The following is a 15,327-nucleotide window of genomic DNA, read 5'->3' as shown; positions in this document are numbered from 1 at the left end:
AAAATTTTCTATTTATTATTTACCAGTCTTACCTTCCTTGCGACGTACATATTCGTCTTCGTAACGAATACCTTTACCCTTGTAAGGTTCTGGTGGACGAACATCACGAATTTCTGCCGCAAATTGACCTACAACTTGTTTTGAAATACCTTCAATTTCAATTGAAGTTGCTGATGGAGTTTTAACTGTAACACCTTCTGGTGCTTCAAATACAACTGGGTGAGAGTAACCAACATTTAAAGTTAATTTCTTACCTTGTGCAACTGCACGGTATCCAACACCAACTAAAGTTAACTTCTTAACATATCCATCAGTTACACCTTCAATCATGGAAGCAAGATTTGCTCTTTCAGTACCATGAAGAGCTTTATCAGCTTCATTTGAACGACTAAAATGAATTTCTCCATCTTTTTGTTCAAAGGTAATGCGTGGATCAAAGTATCTAGTAAGTTCACCTTTTGGTCCCTTAACAGTGATGTCGTCACCATTTTTGGTAACTGTGACCTTTTCAGGAACCTCGATGACCTTTAAACCAATTCGGCTCATTAATAGTTCTCCTTTCTGTCAAAATTACCAAACGTAAGCAATAACTTCGCCGCCGACGTTCTTTTCTCTAGCTTCTTTATCAGTAATCACACCTGCAGAAGTAGAAATGATAGCAATACCAAGACCATTAAGAACTTTTGGTAAGTTTTCTGCACTTACGTAGTTTCTTAAACCAGGCTTAGAAATACGCTTTAAACCTGAAATAACACGTTCATTATTAGGACCGTATTTCAAGAAGATCTTGATCATACCTTGTTTGTTGTCATCTTCAACTTGGTAATCGCGAATAAAGCCTTCGTTCTTTAAGATTTCACTAAGTGATTTCTTCATTGATGATGCAGGAATCTCAACAGAACTGTGTTTTGCCATGTTAGCATTTCTAATTCTAGTCAAGTAATCTGCAATTGGATCTGTCATGACCATTTAATTTGCCTCCTTTACCGTTAATTACCAACTTGCCTTTTTAACACCAGGAATTTGACCCTTGTGTGCTAAGTCTTTTAAGCAAATACGGCATAATTTGAACTTGCGGTAAACAGAGTGTGGACGGCCACATCTCTCGCAACGAGTGTATTCACGAGATGAAAACTTAGCAGGACGATGATTTCTGACGATTTGTGATGTTTTAGCCATTAATGTCCTCCAAATTATTTAGCAAAAGGCATACCAAACTCAGTAAGAAGTTCACGAGCTTCTTCATCTGTATTGGCAGTAGTTACAATAACAACGTCCAAACCTCTAACACGGTTTACCTTGTCGTAGTCGATTTCTGGGAAAATCAATTGTTCTTTGATACCTAAAGTGTAGTTACCACGACCATCAAATGATCTAGAACTGATTCCGCGGAAGTCACGAACTCGAGGAAGAGAAACGTTGATTAATTTGTACAAGAAATCGTACATTCTATCGCCTCTAAGGGTAACCTTAGCACCAATAGACATACCTTCACGTAAACGGAAGTTTGCTATTGATTTCTTAGCTTTAGTAATCAAAGGCTTTTGACCTGAGATTAAAGTCAATTCTTCTACAGCTTCATCAAGATTCTTTGCATTAGAAACTGCATCACCGACACCCATGTTTAAAACGATTTTATCAATTTTAGGAATTTCCATAACTGAATCGTAATTAAACTTTTTGTTCATAGCTGGTGCGATTTCATTTGAATATTTTTCTACTAAACTGTTTGCCATGTGCGTCCTCCCTCCTATTTGTTGTTATCTTCTTTTTTAGCAATAACTTTTACATTTGATGCATGGATAGAACCTTCTTTTTCTACCACACCACCATTAGCGTTGGCTTGTGAAGGTTTCTCATGCTTTTTGATCTTATTAACACCTTTGACAACAATACGGTTAGTCTTGGCGTTGACTGAAAGTACAGTGCCTTCTTTGCCTTTATCTTTACCGGCAATAACTTTTACTTTGTCACCTGTTTTAACAAACATCAGTGCACCTCCCTAAAAAATTATAAGACTTCAGGAGCAAGAGATACGATCTTCATGAAATCGTGCTCACGCAGTTCACGGGCTACAGGCCCAAAAATACGAGTTCCACGAGGACTCTTATCAGCATTAATTACAACTGCTGCATTTTCGTCGAACTTGATGTATGAACCATCTTCACGGCGTGCACCTGATTTTGTTCTAACAATAACTGCTTTAACAACATCACCTTTTTTGACAACGCCACCTGGTGTTGCTTGTTTAACAGCAGCAACTACGATATCACCAATATTACCGGTCTTACGCTTAGAACCACCTAAAACCTTGATAACTAGGAGTTCTCTTGCACCGGAGTTGTCAGCAACCTTTAAACGGCTTTCGTGTTGGATCACTAGTTTATCCTCCCCTCAATAAAATCCGCGTAATTAAATTGACTTCTTAACAATCTTAGTTAGACGGTAACGCTTCGCATGTGATAATGGACGGGTTTCCATGATACGAACAGTATCGCCAATCTTAGCTTCGTTGTTTTCATCGTGAGCGTAATACTTCTTTGAGTATTTAATACGCTTCTTATAAACAGGGTGGTTCTTGTAGGTATCTACAACAACTGTAATAGTCTTATCCATCTTGTCAGAAACAACTCGACCTTGGTATACGTGACGATTATTTCTTTCGTTAGTTTCGCTCAAGTTAATAACTCCCTTCCGTTAACTAATTCTTGCTCAATTCTTTTTCGCTAAGAATTGTCTTAATTCTAGCAATGTTCTTGCGGACTTGTCTCAAGCGAGCGGTGTTCTCTAATTGACCCGTTGCTTGTTGGAAACGCAAATTAAAAAGTTCTTCTTTATATTGCTTTTCCTTTTCTAACATTTGATCAGTGGTTAATGCTCTGATATCTTTAGCCTTCATTAGATTCGCCACCTACTTCCGAACTCTTCTTAACAAACTTAGTCTTAATTGGAAGCTTGTTTGAAGCAAGTCTTAAAGCTTCACGAGCAACGTCTTCTGAAACGCCACCGATTTCAAACATAATCTTGCCTCTTTTAACAACAGCTACCCAACCAGCTGGTGCACCTTTACCGGAACCCATACGAACACCAACACCTTTTGCAGTGTAGGATTTTTGTGGGAAGATTCTAATCCAAACACGTCCGCCACGCTTCATGAAACGAGTCATAGCAATACGAGCGGCTTCGATTTGTCTATTAGTAATCCAGTGAGATTCAACAGCTTCTAAACCATATTCACCAAATGCAATGGTCTTTCCGCCTTTAGCTTCACCACGCATTTTACCGCGGAATTCACGACGGTGCTTTACACGCTTAGGTACTAACACTATTAGTTTCCTCCCTTCGCTTTCTTAGAAGGTTTGTTTTTACGTTGTGGTAAAATTTCACCACGATTGATCCAAACCTTAACACCAATTTGACCATAAGTAGTTGCAGCTTCTACCCAAGCATAATCAATATCTGCTCTTAAAGTATGAAGTGGAACACTACCTTCAGTATGCCATTCTCTTCTTGCCATATCAGCACCATTCAAACGACCAGCAGTTTGAACTTTGATACCCTTAGCACCAGAACGCATAGATCTTTGAGTTGCTTGACGAGTTGCACGTCTAAATGCAATTCTTGCTTCAAGTTGACGAGCAATACCTTCGCCTACTAATTTAGCATCTAAATCAGGCTTCTTAATTTCAACAATATTAATGTGAACGTTCTTTTTTGTTAAAGCACTAAGTTGTTTTCTTAAAGCTTCAACTTCTTTACCACCTTTACCGATAACCATACCAGGTTTTGCAGTGTGGATAGAAATGTTAATTCTGTTTGCAGCACGTTCAATTTCCACAGTGGAAACAGATGCATCAGCTAACTTTTCAGAGATGAACTTTCTAATACGTAAATCTTCATTTAAAGTGTCAGCGTAGTTTTTGTCTGCATACCACTTTGCTTCCCAATCACGGTTAACACCGAGACGGAAACCATTTGGGTTAATCTTTTGACCCATTAAATTTACCTCCCTTAATCGTTCTTCTCAGATACTACAACTACTACGTGGCTTGTTCTCTTGTTAATTGGAGAAGCCATACCCTTAGCACGTGGACGAAATCTCTTTAAAGTTGCACCTTCGTTAACGTATGCTTCTGATACGTAAAGATTTGCACTTTCAAGATCGTAGTTGTGTTCAGCATTTGCAATAGCTGACTTCAACACTTTTTCAACGATTGGGGAAGCAGCTCTTGGCGTAAATTGTAAAATTGCGAGAGCTTCAGCAACACTCTTTCCACGAATAAGGTCTACTACCAAACGGGCTTTTCTAGGAGCGATGCGAACTGTTCTTGCTTCAGCTTTAGCTGAACTAATTTGTTCTGCCATTTAGATGTCTCTCCTTCCTATTATTTACCTACTGTAGTAGTGGCCTTATCAGCGACCTTGTGACCGCGGAAAGTTCTAGTAGGTACGAATTCACCTAACTTATGACCAACCATATCTTCAGTAATGTATACTGGCACATGTTTTCTTCCATCGTAAACAGCTATTGTGAAACCAACAAAGGAAGGGAAAATAGTTGAACGACGAGACCATGTTTTAATTACTTGCTTCTTTTCGGAACCTTCTTGGGCTTCGATCTTCTTTAAAAGGCTTGCATCAGCAAAAGGACCTTTTTTAATACTACGGCTCATTAATTAACCTCCTTCGTTTAATTACTTGTTACCTTTACGGTGACGAATAATAAGTTTTTCACTTCTAGCCTTAGAGTTTCTAGTCTTAATACCACGAGACTTCTTACCCCATGGAGTCATAGGTTGTGGGCGACCAACTGGAGCCTTACCTTCACCACCACCATGTGGGTGATCGTTAGGGTTCATTACGGAACCACGAGATTGTGGACGCTTGCCCAACCAACGCTTACGACCAGCTTTACCTAATTGAATTAATGAGTGTTGTTCATTACCAACTGAACCGATAGTAGCACGGCAAGTTGATAAGATTTTACGAACTTCGCCACTTTGAAGTCTAACTAAAGTGTACTTACCATCATTACCAAGAACTTGTGCAACAGTACCTGCACTTCTTACTAATTGACCACCTTTACCAGGCTTCAATTCAATATTGTGAATTTCAGTACCAGCTGGAATAGCAGATAATGGCAATGCATTACCAGGCTTAATATCAGCATTTGGACCAGATTCAACAACAGTACCAACTTTTAGACCTTTAGGTGCTAAGATGTAAGCTTTAATACCGTCAGTGTAGTGAAGAAGAGCGATGTTAGCAGTTCTGTTTGGATCATATTCAATAGCCTTAACAACTGCTTTTACATCATCCTTATTACGCTTGAAGTCAATGATACGGTATTTTTGTTTGTGACCACCACCACGGTGTCTAACAGTAATATGACCGTATGAGTTACGACCAGCAGTATGACTTTGAGATTCAAGTAAAGTCTTTTCAGGCTTTTTCTTGGTAATTTCAGCAAAGTCGGAAGAAGTCATATTACGTCTGCCGTTTGTAGTTGGCTTATATTTGATAATTGCCAATTGACTGACCTCCTATTTACTAATTTTCTTTATTATCATTGAAGATCTTAATATCATTAGAATCTTCAGTTAAAGTAACGATTGCTTTTCTACGACGAGCAGTCTTACCAGTGTAACGACCAACTCTCTTTTCTTTACCGCGAACGTTCATAATGTTAACATTCTTAACTTTTACATCAAAAATTTCTTCAACAGCATTACGAACTTGAGTCTTGGTAGCTGATACAAGCACATCAAAAGTATACTTCTTATCATCCATTAAATTCATGGATTTTTCGGTAACTACAGGCCGTAAGATGATATCACGTGCATCCATTATGCCAAAACCTCCTCAATTCTCTTAATAGCGTCTTGAGTTAATACAAGTTTTTGGTAGTCAACCGCATCAACAACATTTAAGCCATTAACAGGTACAACTTTCACTTTTGGAAGGTTTTTACCTGATAATTGAACATTCTTATCATCAGACACAACTAAAACCTTACCAGAAACATTAGCATTATCTAAGATAGCCTTTAATTCTTTAGTCTTAGGTGCTTCTAAAGTTAATTGATCAAGAATGATTAAATCTTTGTCAGCAACTTTTTGGGAAAGAACTGACTTCATAGCTAAACGACGTGCTTTACGAGGCATGTCCATCTTGTATGAACGAGGAGTTGGACCAAATACAGTACCACCACCACGCCATTGTGGAGCTCTAATAGAACCTTGACGAGCACGACCAGTACCTTTTTGTCTCCAAGGTTTCTTACCACCGCCACGAACAGCTGATCTGTTCTTTACAGCAGAAGTGCCTTGACGCTTACCAGCTCTTTGTCTAATGATTGCATCGAAAACAACACTTTCATTAGGTTCAATACCGAAGATTTCTTCATTTAAATCTACATTACCTGCAGACTTACCTTTTTGATCGATAATTTCTAAATTAGCCATTATAGTCCTCCTTCCTATTTAGCAGCTTTAGCAGCAGATTTTACAAAAATTAATGAGTTCTTTGCACCTGGAACATTACCCTTGATTAAAAGTACGTTCTTTTCAGGCACAACTTTTTCAATTACTAAGTTTTGTACGGTAACTTTCTTGCCACCCATGTGACCAGGTAACTTCTTACCCTTAGGTACACGGTTAATGATTGAACCCATTGAACCTGGGATTCTGTGGTATCTAGAACCGTGGGTTTCTGGACCTCTTGATTGGCCCCAACGCTTGATGTTACCTTGAGTACCATGACCTCTTGTAGTTCCAGTAACGTCAACTACGTCACCTTCACTAAATGAGTCCACCGTGATTTCTGAGCCGACTTCGTAATCCTTAAGCTCGACATCGCGGATTTCCCGAATGAAGCGCTTAGGTGAAGTCTTTGCTTTTGCAGCATGACCTTTGGCAGGTTTGTTGCTCAATACTTCACGCATGTCTTGGTAACCTACTTGAACTGCTTCGTAACCGTCTGATTCGTTAGTTTTAACTTGTAAAACAACGTTAGGGGTTGCTTCAATAACAGTTACAGGAACCAAAATACCGTTTTTAGTGAAGATTTGAGTCATACCGACCTTTCTTCCTAAGATTCCTTTGGTCATGATTACACCTCCATATATGTTTTAAATTATAATTTAATCTCGATATCAACGCCGCTTGGTAAATCAAGCTTCATTAATGAATCAACAGTCTTAGGTGTTGGATTCAAAATATCAATTAAACGCTTATGTGTACGGATTTCAAATTGTTCACGTGAATCTTTGTTCTTGTGTGGTGAACGTAAAACAGTGAATAAAGTTCTTTCCGTAGGTAGTGGAACAGGACCAGAAATTTGTGCTCCAGTTCTTTCAGCGGTAGCTACAATTTTAGCAGCTGATTCATCGAGAATACCATGTTCGTATGACTTTAATCTAATACGAATTTGTTGACTTGCCATCTAATAACCTCCTTCGTCTTCTTTAAAAGATGACTAGCTCGGCAAAAATTACCGACTCACCTCTGTGGCAATGCAGCCTGGTGTGCCGCAACCTTTTGCGTCAAAGCATTGCTTTTTGTGCGCGGGGTATACCCCTCCAATATTTTCGCACGTTTACTATTGTACTTTGTCTTTCCTTAAATATCAAGCTTTCTCAGCATTTATTTTATTTTTTTATACAAAAAAAGAGATATCAAATGATATCTCTTTTTCAAACTCTCTATTTATAAATTATTCAGCGTCTTCTCCACCACGTTTTTTGATGATTTCAGCTTGAATAGATTTAGGAGTTGGTGAGTAGTGGTCAAATACCATTGTAAACGTACCACGACCTTGAGTTGATGAACGCAAAGTAGTTGCGTAACCAAACATTTCTGAAAGTGGAACAAATGAGTTGATTACTTTAGCACCTGCTCTGTCTTCCATACCTTCCATAGAACCACGACGTGCTGTAATTGATCCCATTACATCACCTAAGTATTCTTCTGGAGTGGTTACTTGAACTTTCATGATAGGTTCAAGAATAACGGCGCCAGCCTTAGCAGCAGCATTTCTCAAAGCAAGAGAAGCAGCAACCTTGAAAGCAGCTTCTGATGAGTCGACTTCGTGGTAACTACCATCGTACAACTTAGCCTTAACATCAATTAATGGGTAACCTGCAAGAACACCATTCTTCATAGCTTCTTGTAAACCTTGGTCAACTGAAGGAATAAATTCACGAGGAACAACACCACCGACGATAGCGTCTTCGAATTCGTAACCCTTTCCTTCTTCGTTTGGAGTAAAGTCGATCCAAACATCACCATATTGACCTTTACCACCAGATTGACGAACGAACTTACCTTGTGCTTTAGCTTCCTTAGTAAAGGTTTCACGGTAAGCAACTTGAGGTTCACCAATAGTTGCTTCAACGTTAAATTCACGCTTCATACGTTCAACCATGATGTCTAAGTGTAATTCACCCATACCTGAAATCAAAGTTTGACCAGTTTCTGGGTTGGTTTCAGCACGGAAAGTTGGGTCTTCTTCAGTAAGCTTTTGTAAAGCAACATCCATCTTATCACGGTCAGCTTTTGACTTAGGTTCAACAGATACTTGAATAACTGGATCTGGAACTTGTAAACTTTCCAAAATAAGTGGGTGATCTGGATCAGTTAAAGAATCACCAGTAGTAGTGTTCTTCAAACCAATAGCACCAGCAATATCACCTGAGAATACTTCAGGAATTTCAGTTCTTGAGTTAGCGTGCATTTGAAGTAAACGTCCAACACGTTCACGAGCATTCTTTGATGCATTCAATACGTAAGAACCAGATTGAAGTGAACCAGTGTAAACACGGATGAAAGTTAAACGACCAACAAATGGATCTGTTGCAATCTTAAATGCTAAAGCTGCAAATGGTTTCTTATCGTCAGCCATAAGTTCAACTTCGTCACCAGTCTTAGGATCATGAGCAACGTAAGGTTTTACGTCAAGTGGTGATGGTAGGTAATCAATAACACCATCAAGCATCATTTGAACACCCTTGTTCTTAAATGCTGAACCAGCATAAACTGGGAAGAATTCCAAGTTCAAAGTAGCTTTACGGATAGCTGCTTTTAATTCATCATTAGAAATTTCTTCACCGCCAAGGTACTTGTCCATAATGCCGTCATCAACATCAGCAACAGCTTCAATTAATTCGTTACGACGCTTTAAAGCCTCTTCCTTGTATTCATCAGGAACAGGAATAGTATCCCATTTTGAACCAAGCTTATCTTCATCGTAAACATCAGCTACCATATTGATTAAGTCAATAACACCTTCAAAGGTATCTGCTGAACCAATAGGCATTTGAACAGCATGTGCGTTTGCGTTTAAGCGTTCGTGCAATGACTTAACAGATTTATCAAAGTCAGCACCAATCTTATCCATCTTGTTAACGAAAACAATACGAGGAACGCCGTAAGTTTCAGCTTGACGCCAAACATTTTCAGTTTGTGGTTCAACACCAGCTTGAGCATCAAGAACAGTTACCGCACCATCAAGAACACGAAGGGAACGTTCTACTTCGATAGTAAAGTCAACGTGTCCTGGGGTATCAATGATGTTAATTCGGTAATCCTTCCATTGAGCAGTAGTAGCTGCGGAAGTAATAGTGATACCACGTTCCTTTTCTTCATCCATCCAGTCCATTTGTGAGTCACCTTCGTGAGTTTCACCAATTTTGTGGATCTTACCAGTGTAGTACAAAATACGTTCAGTAGTGGTAGTTTTACCGGCATCGATGTGAGCCATAATACCAATGTTACGTGTCTTATCCAAAGGGAATTCACGTTTGTTAGCCATAAGATTAATCTCCTTTTACAAACTAACGATTAGAAGCGGTAGTGAGCAAATGCACGGTTTGCTTCTGCCATTCTGTGGACGTCTTCACGTTTCTTAACTGCTGAACCAGTATTGTTAGCAGCATCCATAATTTCGTTTGCAAGACGTTCATCCATAGTATGTTCATTACGTAAACGAGCGTAAGAAACAAGCCATCTTAAGCCGAGAGTAGTTCTTCTTTCTGGGCGAACTTCAACTGGGATTTGGTAGTTAGAACCACCGATACGGCGAGCTTTAACTTCCAAAACTGGCATAACATTGTTCATTGCTTCTTCAAAAACTTCAACTGGTTCTTTACCAGTCTTATCTTGAATAATACCAAAAGCATCATAAAGAATTGAAGATGCCTTTGCTTTCTTACCATCAATCATTAAGTGGTTAATTAATTTAGTAACCAATTTAGAGTTGTAAACTGGATCTGCTAAAACATCTCTCTTAGCAACATTACCTTTTCTAGGCATTAGTAGTCCCTCCTATTTAACTGTTTTAACCTTTCTTAGCACCGTACTTAGAACGGCCTTGTTTTCTACCATCAACACCTGCAGTATCCAAAGCACCACGAATGATGTGGTAACGAACACCAGGAAGGTCCTTTACACGACCACCACGAATTAAAACAACGGAGTGTTCTTGCAAGTTATGACCAATACCAGGAATGTAAGCAGTAACTTCGATTAAGTTTGAAAGACGAACACGAGCATACTTACGTAAAGCTGAGTTAGGCTTCTTAGGTGTCATAGTACCTACACGAGTTGCAACACCACGCATTTGAGGTGCTGGATTATAGTTCATCTTTTTCTTCATGCTGTTGTAAGCATAGTTTAAAGCTGGTGAATCAGATTTAGTCGTCTTTGAGTGACGGCCTTTTCTAACCAATTGGTTAATTGTTGGCATTAAAATTTCCTCCTAAAATTGTTCACACATCCGGGAGTTTCTTTTTTGACCTCACGGATATCATGTTTTTAATAGCACAATGGCTAGTGTAACATGATTTTTTAATTCCGTAAACATTTTAAAAAAATTTTTTGATTTTGCGTATATAAATATTGGAGGTTAAAAGATGTCAAATTCATTTATTTATATACTTAATTTTATAATCGGTAGTATTATTGGTTCTCATTTACTAGTAATTGTTCAGCGCTTTGAGACAGAAGACTTTATAACCGATAAATCTCATTGTGATAACTGCCAAATCCCACTTACGCTTCTTAACCAAATACCTATTTTTTCTTTTCTAAGATATCAAGGAAAATGTTTCTTCTGTCACGCTTATATTCCTATTGAAACATTTTATTGCGAAATTTTAGGTGGATTAGCTTTTATGCCGTTAAATCCGCTTACTAATCAAATTTCATACTTTTTCATTATTTTTATTTTTTTAATTAGTATTTTTGATTATTTTGATCAATCTTTTCCAGTTCAAATCCTTATCCCACTTATAGCAGTAGTAGGATTTAAAATTTCCTACTTTATTTCTGATTACACTCCAATTGAATGGATGTTAATTTCTTTCGTTATATTAAGTTTTTTAATAATGAATTTGAAAAAGAAATTTGGTTATGGCGATACAATAATTTTTATTATTCTTATTTTTTACTATAACTTCTACATTGCTGAGTATCTTTTCCTATTGTCATCCATTTTTCTGATAATTACTCATTTAATTGCTCGGAACAAAAAACAATATCCTTTCATACCTTTTATATTTCTGAGTATTATTTTTTATAATTTCATATAAAAAAAGTCTATTCGCACAAAAGCGAATAGACTTTTTTAACACAAATGTTTAAGTTTTAAAAGGATAGTTAGTCAGCTGAGCCATCGTTCTTTTCTGCATCAGCTGCAGCTAATTTTTTTTCAATATCAGCTATAGAATAAACTGACTTTTTCTTTTCATCTTCAGGAATGTCAACCTTAGGTTCCATTTCGCGGTAAACAGGCATACCAGTACCAGCAGGAATAATCTTACCAATGATAACATTTTCCTTAAGACCAAGTAATGGATCGTTCTTTCCACGAATAGAAGCATCAGTAAGAACACGAGTAGTTTCCTGGAATGAAGCTGCAGACAAGAAACTGTTAGTTTCAAGAGCGGCCTTGGTAATACCAAGAATTACACTTTGTGCAGTTGCAGGAATACCACCAGAAATAATTACCTCACGGTTTCTTGCCTTAAATTCACCAATATCCATCAATTCACCTGGTAAGATATCAGTTTCACCTGGATCAAGAATACGAACCTTTTGAAGCATTTGACGTGCCATAACTTCAACGTGCTTATCGGCAATTTCTACACCCTGCATTCTATAAGCTTTTTGAATTTCGCTTAGAATGTATTTTTCAGTAGTCAATGCATCACGTACACGAATCAATTCCTTAGGATCAATAGAACCAAGAGTCAATTTATCTCCACGTACAACATGGTCACCTTCAGCAACTGCTACAGATGCAGTATATGGTACATCATAAGTACGAGTATCTGTTTGACCCTTTACTGTAATTTGACGAGTGTGTTCTGCTGGATCTTCTTCAATGGAAGTTATTTCACCAGTTACTTCAGAAATTGTAGCACGTCCTTTAGGATTACGAGCTTCAAACAATTCTTGAACACGAGGTAAACCTTGAGTAATATCTGCAGCACCGGCAACACCACCGTTGTGGAAGTTACGCATAGTCAACTGAGTACCAGGTTCACCGATAGATTGAGCAGCAACAGTACCTACTGCTTCACCAACTTCAACATCGTCACCAGTAGCAAGGTTCATACCATAACATTTCTTACATACACCATGTTGAGTGTTGCAAGTAAATACGGAACGAATAGTTACTTCAGTAACGCCAGCATCAACAATCTTATGAGCCATATCTTCATCCATTAAGACATCTGCTGGACAGATAACTTCATGAGTTTCTGGATCATAAACGCTCTTAGAAGTGTAGCGACCTACTAGACGATCAAATAATGGTTCAATCATTTCATCGCCTTCAGTAATTGCATGAACAGTCAAGCCACGATCAGTGCCACAATCTTCTTCACGAATGATAACGTCTTGAGCTACGTCTACCAAACGACGGGTTAAGTAACCTGAGTTGGCAGTCTTCAAAGCAGTATCCGTCATACCTTTACGAGCACCGTGAGTAGACATGAACATTTCCAAAACAGATAATCCTTCACGGAAGTTTGAGGTAACAGGAATTTCCATCATTCCTCCGTTAGGAGCGGCCATCAATCCACGCATACCAGCAAGTTGAGTAAAGTTAGAAATGTTACCACGAGCACCAGAATCCGCCATGATTGTAATTGGGTTTCTTGGGGCATGAATTTGAGCAATTTCGTTTTGAACAATATCTTTACAATTATTCCAAATACTAATTACTCGATCATGTCTTTCTTCATCAGTAATCAAACCACGACAATACTGCTTAGAAACTACATCAACTTTCTTACGAGCTTCTGCTACGATATCATCCTTATCAGTAATTGTAGGAATATCTTCGACACCAATAGTCAAACCAGAAGTAGTACATACGGTGTAACCTAATTCCTTCAAGTCATCCAAGAAATCAGAAGTTCTTTGAACTTTATAATCCTTGTAAATTTGAGCAATGGAATCTGATAAGAATCCTTTCTTAAATGCCTTTCCAAGCTTCATATTGTCAAGCTTTTCATGGATATCTTCACCTGGTTGTAAGAAGTATCTTTCATCCACAGGATGAGTAAGATTTTCTTGAGTAGGATCATTAATGTAGAAGAAATCCTTAGGAAAAATTTGGTTGAAGACTAACTTACCATAAGTAGTTACAAAAATTCCGTGTTCATATCCCTTCGGCCATGGCTTTTCAGGCATTGAATCAGCCGCTAAACCAATACGAGTGTGGTAGTGAATATCACCATTTGCATATGCAATAGCTGCTTCAGCTGGTGAATCAAAAATCATACCTTCGCCTTCACGACCACGTTCTGCTTGAGTTAGCCAGTAGTTACCTAAAACAATATCCTGAGAAGGAGTAACGATTGGCTTACCATCCTTAGGAGCCAAGATATGGTGAGCAGCAAGCATAAGCAAACGTGATTCTGCTACAGCTTCATCAGATAATGGAACGTGAATGGCCATCTGGTCACCATCAAAGTCGGCATTGTAAGCTTCACAAGCAAGTGGGTGAAGACGAATTGACTTACCTGGCACCAAAACTGGTTCAAATGCTTGAATACCTAGACGGTGAAGAGTAGGTGCACGGTTCAAAAGAACTGGTCTTTCCTTAATTACATCTTCTAAGATATCCCAGATATCGTCATCTTCACGATCAATCTTACGCTTAGCGTTCTTAATGTTAGATGCTAAACCACGTTTTACTAATTCATGCATCACAAATGGCTTAAATAACTCTAAAGCCATTGGTCGTGGAACACCACATTGATAAAACTTCAACTTTGGTGAAACATCGATAACTGAACGACCTGAGTAGTCAACACGCTTACCAAGCAAGTTTTGACGGAAACGTCCTTGCTTACCCTTTAACATGTGAGAAAGAGACTTAAGTGGACGGTTACCTGGTCCTACAACCGGACGACCACGTCTACCATTATCAATTAATGCATCAACAGCTTCTTGAAGCATACGTTTTTCATTTTGAACAATAATTCTAGGTGCATTTAAGTCTAATAATCTCTTCAAACGATTGTTACGGTTAATTACACGTCTATATAAATCATTCAAGTCAGAAGTTGCAAAACGACCACCATCAAGTTGAACCATTGGTCTTAAATCAGGTGGAATAACTGGAATACAATCCATAACCATCCATGAAGGCTTGTTGCCTGAATTCTTAAATGCATCTAAGATATCTAATCTTCTGATAGCACGAGTTCTCTTTTGACCAGTAGCAGTCTTTAATTCTTCTTTTAAGTCATGAACTTCTTTATCAATATCTACTTGCTCAAGAAGTTCCTTTACAGCTTCAGCACCCATCTTAGCTTCAAAACGGTTACCGAATTTTGCTTTCTTTTCACGATATTCAGCTTCTGTAAGAAGTTGCTTATCTTCAAGATCAGTATCACCTGCGTCAATTACAATGTAAGCAGCAAAATATATTACTTCTTCAAGTGCACGAGGTGAAATATCTAACACTAATCCCATACGAGATGGAATACCCTTGAAATACCAGATATGTGAAACTGGTGCAGCTAATTCAATGTGACCCATACGTTCTCTTCTAACTTTAGCAGAAGTAACTTCTACACCACATCGGTCACAAACAATACCGCGATAACGAATACCCTTGTACTTACCACAAGCACAAGACCAGTCCTTAGTTGGTCCGAAAATTCTTTCATCGAACAAACCATCTTTTTCTGGTTTCAAAGTACGATAGTTGATAGTTTCTGGCTTTTTAACTTCGCCATAAGACCAACTTCTGATCTTGTTTGGAGAAGCCAAACCAATTTGCATACTTTCAAACTTATTTACGTCGATCAAA

At 38.3% G+C, this 15,327-nt stretch carries 22 protein-coding genes; 1 reads left to right on the top strand and 21 read right to left on the bottom strand.

Translation table 11 applies throughout. The annotated features are described in order from the left end of the window. Positions 1-15: 15 nt before the first annotated feature. The 20 genes from rplF to rpsL all read right to left on the bottom strand — a co-directional run bounded on the left by rplF (position 16) and on the right by rpsL (position 10,743). The gene (gene rplF / locus LpgJCM5343_RS01510; protein ID WP_003649461.1) at positions 16-546 is read right to left on the bottom strand and encodes a 50S ribosomal protein L6; all 531 of its coding nucleotides are present in this window, start codon (positions 544-546) and stop codon (positions 16-18) included. Positions 547-570: 24 nt separating this feature from the next. Further along, positions 571-969 carry a 30S ribosomal protein S8 gene (gene rpsH, locus LpgJCM5343_RS01505; protein WP_003647823.1) on the bottom strand — a complete coding sequence of 133 codons (399 nt, stop codon included), beginning with the start codon at positions 967-969 and terminating at the stop codon, positions 571-573. Between the two features lie 24 nt (positions 970-993). Further along, positions 994-1,179, bottom strand: coding sequence for a type Z 30S ribosomal protein S14 (locus tag LpgJCM5343_RS01500; RefSeq protein WP_003647824.1), 186 nt, complete (start codon positions 1,177-1,179; stop codon positions 994-996). 14 nt (positions 1,180-1,193) lie between these two features. After that, a complete protein-coding gene (gene rplE, locus LpgJCM5343_RS01495; RefSeq protein WP_003649462.1) occupies positions 1,194-1,736 on the bottom strand; it encodes a 50S ribosomal protein L5 in 543 nt (180 codons plus the stop codon). A 14-nt stretch (positions 1,737-1,750) separates the two neighbouring features. After that, complete coding sequence (gene rplX, locus LpgJCM5343_RS01490; protein ID WP_003647825.1) at positions 1,751-1,990, bottom strand: 50S ribosomal protein L24; 240 nt, start codon at positions 1,988-1,990, stop codon at positions 1,751-1,753. A gap of 20 nt (positions 1,991-2,010) precedes the next feature. Further along, complete coding sequence (gene rplN, locus LpgJCM5343_RS01485; protein WP_003649463.1) at positions 2,011-2,379, bottom strand: 50S ribosomal protein L14; 369 nt, start codon at positions 2,377-2,379, stop codon at positions 2,011-2,013. Positions 2,380-2,412: 33 nt separating this feature from the next. After that, positions 2,413-2,679, bottom strand: coding sequence for a 30S ribosomal protein S17 (gene rpsQ, locus LpgJCM5343_RS01480; RefSeq protein WP_003647827.1), 267 nt, complete (start codon positions 2,677-2,679; stop codon positions 2,413-2,415). 22 nt (positions 2,680-2,701) lie between these two features. Then, complete coding sequence (gene rpmC / locus LpgJCM5343_RS01475) at positions 2,702-2,899, bottom strand: 50S ribosomal protein L29 (RefSeq protein WP_003647828.1); 198 nt, start codon at positions 2,897-2,899, stop codon at positions 2,702-2,704. Beyond that, entirely contained in the window at positions 2,889-3,326 is a 438-nt protein-coding gene (gene rplP, locus LpgJCM5343_RS01470; protein WP_003647829.1) for a 50S ribosomal protein L16, read from the bottom strand. Before rplP ends, rpmC begins: the two co-directional genes overlap by 11 nt. A 2-nt stretch (positions 3,327-3,328) precedes the next feature. Next, complete coding sequence (gene rpsC, locus LpgJCM5343_RS01465; RefSeq protein ID WP_003649464.1) at positions 3,329-3,997, bottom strand: 30S ribosomal protein S3; 669 nt, start codon at positions 3,995-3,997, stop codon at positions 3,329-3,331. 14 nt (positions 3,998-4,011) lie between these two features. Next, positions 4,012-4,365, bottom strand: a complete 354-nt coding sequence (gene rplV, locus LpgJCM5343_RS01460; RefSeq protein ID WP_003649465.1) for a 50S ribosomal protein L22 — start codon at positions 4,363-4,365, stop codon at positions 4,012-4,014. A gap of 20 nt (positions 4,366-4,385) precedes the next feature. Continuing rightward, positions 4,386-4,673, bottom strand: a complete 288-nt coding sequence (rpsS, locus tag LpgJCM5343_RS01455) for a 30S ribosomal protein S19 (RefSeq protein WP_003647831.1) — start codon at positions 4,671-4,673, stop codon at positions 4,386-4,388. A gap of 21 nt (positions 4,674-4,694) precedes the next feature. Continuing rightward, positions 4,695-5,531, bottom strand: a complete 837-nt coding sequence (rplB, locus tag LpgJCM5343_RS01450) for a 50S ribosomal protein L2 (RefSeq protein WP_003649466.1) — start codon at positions 5,529-5,531, stop codon at positions 4,695-4,697. A 19-nt stretch (positions 5,532-5,550) separates the two neighbouring features. Beyond that, positions 5,551-5,847 carry a 50S ribosomal protein L23 gene (rplW, locus tag LpgJCM5343_RS01445; RefSeq protein ID WP_003647833.1) on the bottom strand — a complete coding sequence of 99 codons (297 nt, stop codon included), beginning with the start codon at positions 5,845-5,847 and terminating at the stop codon, positions 5,551-5,553. Continuing rightward, on the bottom strand, positions 5,847-6,464 hold the full coding sequence (gene rplD / locus LpgJCM5343_RS01440; RefSeq protein WP_003647834.1) for a 50S ribosomal protein L4: 618 nt from the start codon (positions 6,462-6,464) through the stop codon (positions 5,847-5,849). The genes rplW and rplD overlap by 1 nt, the downstream gene beginning before the upstream one ends. A 14-nt stretch (positions 6,465-6,478) precedes the next feature. Next, on the bottom strand, positions 6,479-7,108 hold the full coding sequence (gene rplC, locus LpgJCM5343_RS01435; protein ID WP_003649467.1) for a 50S ribosomal protein L3: 630 nt from the start codon (positions 7,106-7,108) through the stop codon (positions 6,479-6,481). Between the two features lie 26 nt (positions 7,109-7,134). Next, positions 7,135-7,443, bottom strand: a complete 309-nt coding sequence (gene rpsJ / locus LpgJCM5343_RS01430; protein ID WP_003647835.1) for a 30S ribosomal protein S10 — start codon at positions 7,441-7,443, stop codon at positions 7,135-7,137. 270 nt (positions 7,444-7,713) lie between these two features. After that, positions 7,714-9,810: an elongation factor G gene (gene fusA / locus LpgJCM5343_RS01425; protein ID WP_003647836.1), complete on the bottom strand. Its 2,097-nt coding sequence runs from the start codon at positions 9,808-9,810 to the stop codon at positions 7,714-7,716. Positions 9,811-9,839: 29 nt separating this feature from the next. Then, positions 9,840-10,310: a 30S ribosomal protein S7 gene (gene rpsG, locus LpgJCM5343_RS01420; RefSeq protein ID WP_003647837.1), complete on the bottom strand. Its 471-nt coding sequence runs from the start codon at positions 10,308-10,310 to the stop codon at positions 9,840-9,842. Between the two features lie 25 nt (positions 10,311-10,335). Continuing rightward, positions 10,336-10,743 (bottom strand): 30S ribosomal protein S12, encoded by a 408-nt coding sequence (gene rpsL, locus LpgJCM5343_RS01415; protein ID WP_003647838.1) that lies wholly within the window; start codon positions 10,741-10,743, stop codon positions 10,336-10,338. Between the two features lie 166 nt (positions 10,744-10,909). On the opposite strand from rpsL, the gene LpgJCM5343_RS01410 reads away from it, so the two are divergent. After that, entirely contained in the window at positions 10,910-11,587 is a 678-nt protein-coding gene (locus LpgJCM5343_RS01410; RefSeq protein ID WP_049161365.1) for a prepilin peptidase, read from the top strand. Positions 11,588-11,654: 67 nt separating this feature from the next. On the opposite strand, the gene rpoC is transcribed toward LpgJCM5343_RS01410, so the two are convergent. Beyond that, positions 11,655-15,326, bottom strand: coding sequence for a DNA-directed RNA polymerase subunit beta' (gene rpoC, locus LpgJCM5343_RS01405; protein ID WP_101890954.1), 3,672 nt, complete (start codon positions 15,324-15,326; stop codon positions 11,655-11,657). Position 15,327: the final 1 nt, after the last annotated feature.

The organism is Lactobacillus paragasseri (assembly GCF_003584685.1).
Taxonomy (GTDB): Bacteria; Bacillota; Bacilli; order Lactobacillales; family Lactobacillaceae; genus Lactobacillus; species Lactobacillus paragasseri.
The sequence above is the reverse complement of the archived record's forward strand: the minus strand, read 5'-3'. Positions and strand labels throughout refer to the sequence as shown.

Excerpts from the sequence above, each read along its gene's own strand:
- rplF (WP_003649461.1), bottom strand. The coding sequence starts at position 546 with ATGAGCCGAATTGGTTTAAAGGTCATCGAGGTTCCTGAAAAGGTCACA.
- rpsH (WP_003647823.1), bottom strand. The coding sequence starts at position 969 with ATGGTCATGACAGATCCAATTGCAGATTACTTGACTAGAATTAGAAAT.
- LpgJCM5343_RS01500 (WP_003647824.1), bottom strand. The coding sequence starts at position 1,179 with ATGGCTAAAACATCACAAATCGTCAGAAATCATCGTCCTGCTAAGTTT.
- rplE (WP_003649462.1), bottom strand. The coding sequence starts at position 1,736 with ATGGCAAACAGTTTAGTAGAAAAATATTCAAATGAAATCGCACCAGCT.
- rplX (WP_003647825.1), bottom strand. The coding sequence starts at position 1,990 with ATGTTTGTTAAAACAGGTGACAAAGTAAAAGTTATTGCCGGTAAAGAT.
- rpmC (WP_003647828.1), bottom strand. The coding sequence starts at position 2,899 with ATGAAGGCTAAAGATATCAGAGCATTAACCACTGATCAAATGTTAGAA.
- rpsC (WP_003649464.1), bottom strand. The coding sequence starts at position 3,997 with ATGGGTCAAAAGATTAACCCAAATGGTTTCCGTCTCGGTGTTAACCGT.
- rplV (WP_003649465.1), bottom strand. The coding sequence starts at position 4,365 with ATGGCAGAACAAATTAGTTCAGCTAAAGCTGAAGCAAGAACAGTTCGC.
- rpsS (WP_003647831.1), bottom strand. The coding sequence starts at position 4,673 with ATGAGCCGTAGTATTAAAAAAGGTCCTTTTGCTGATGCAAGCCTTTTA.
- rplW (WP_003647833.1), bottom strand. The coding sequence starts at position 5,847 with ATGGATGCACGTGATATCATCTTACGGCCTGTAGTTACCGAAAAATCC.
- rplD (WP_003647834.1), bottom strand. The coding sequence starts at position 6,464 with ATGGCTAATTTAGAAATTATCGATCAAAAAGGTAAGTCTGCAGGTAAT.
- rplC (WP_003649467.1), bottom strand. The coding sequence starts at position 7,108 with ATGACCAAAGGAATCTTAGGAAGAAAGGTCGGTATGACTCAAATCTTC.
- rpsJ (WP_003647835.1), bottom strand. The coding sequence starts at position 7,443 with ATGGCAAGTCAACAAATTCGTATTAGATTAAAGTCATACGAACATGGT.
- fusA (WP_003647836.1), bottom strand. The coding sequence starts at position 9,810 with ATGGCTAACAAACGTGAATTCCCTTTGGATAAGACACGTAACATTGGT.
- rpsG (WP_003647837.1), bottom strand. The coding sequence starts at position 10,310 with ATGCCTAGAAAAGGTAATGTTGCTAAGAGAGATGTTTTAGCAGATCCA.
- rpsL (WP_003647838.1), bottom strand. The coding sequence starts at position 10,743 with ATGCCAACAATTAACCAATTGGTTAGAAAAGGCCGTCACTCAAAGACG.
- LpgJCM5343_RS01410 (WP_049161365.1), top strand. The coding sequence starts at position 10,910 with ATGTCAAATTCATTTATTTATATACTTAATTTTATAATCGGTAGTATT.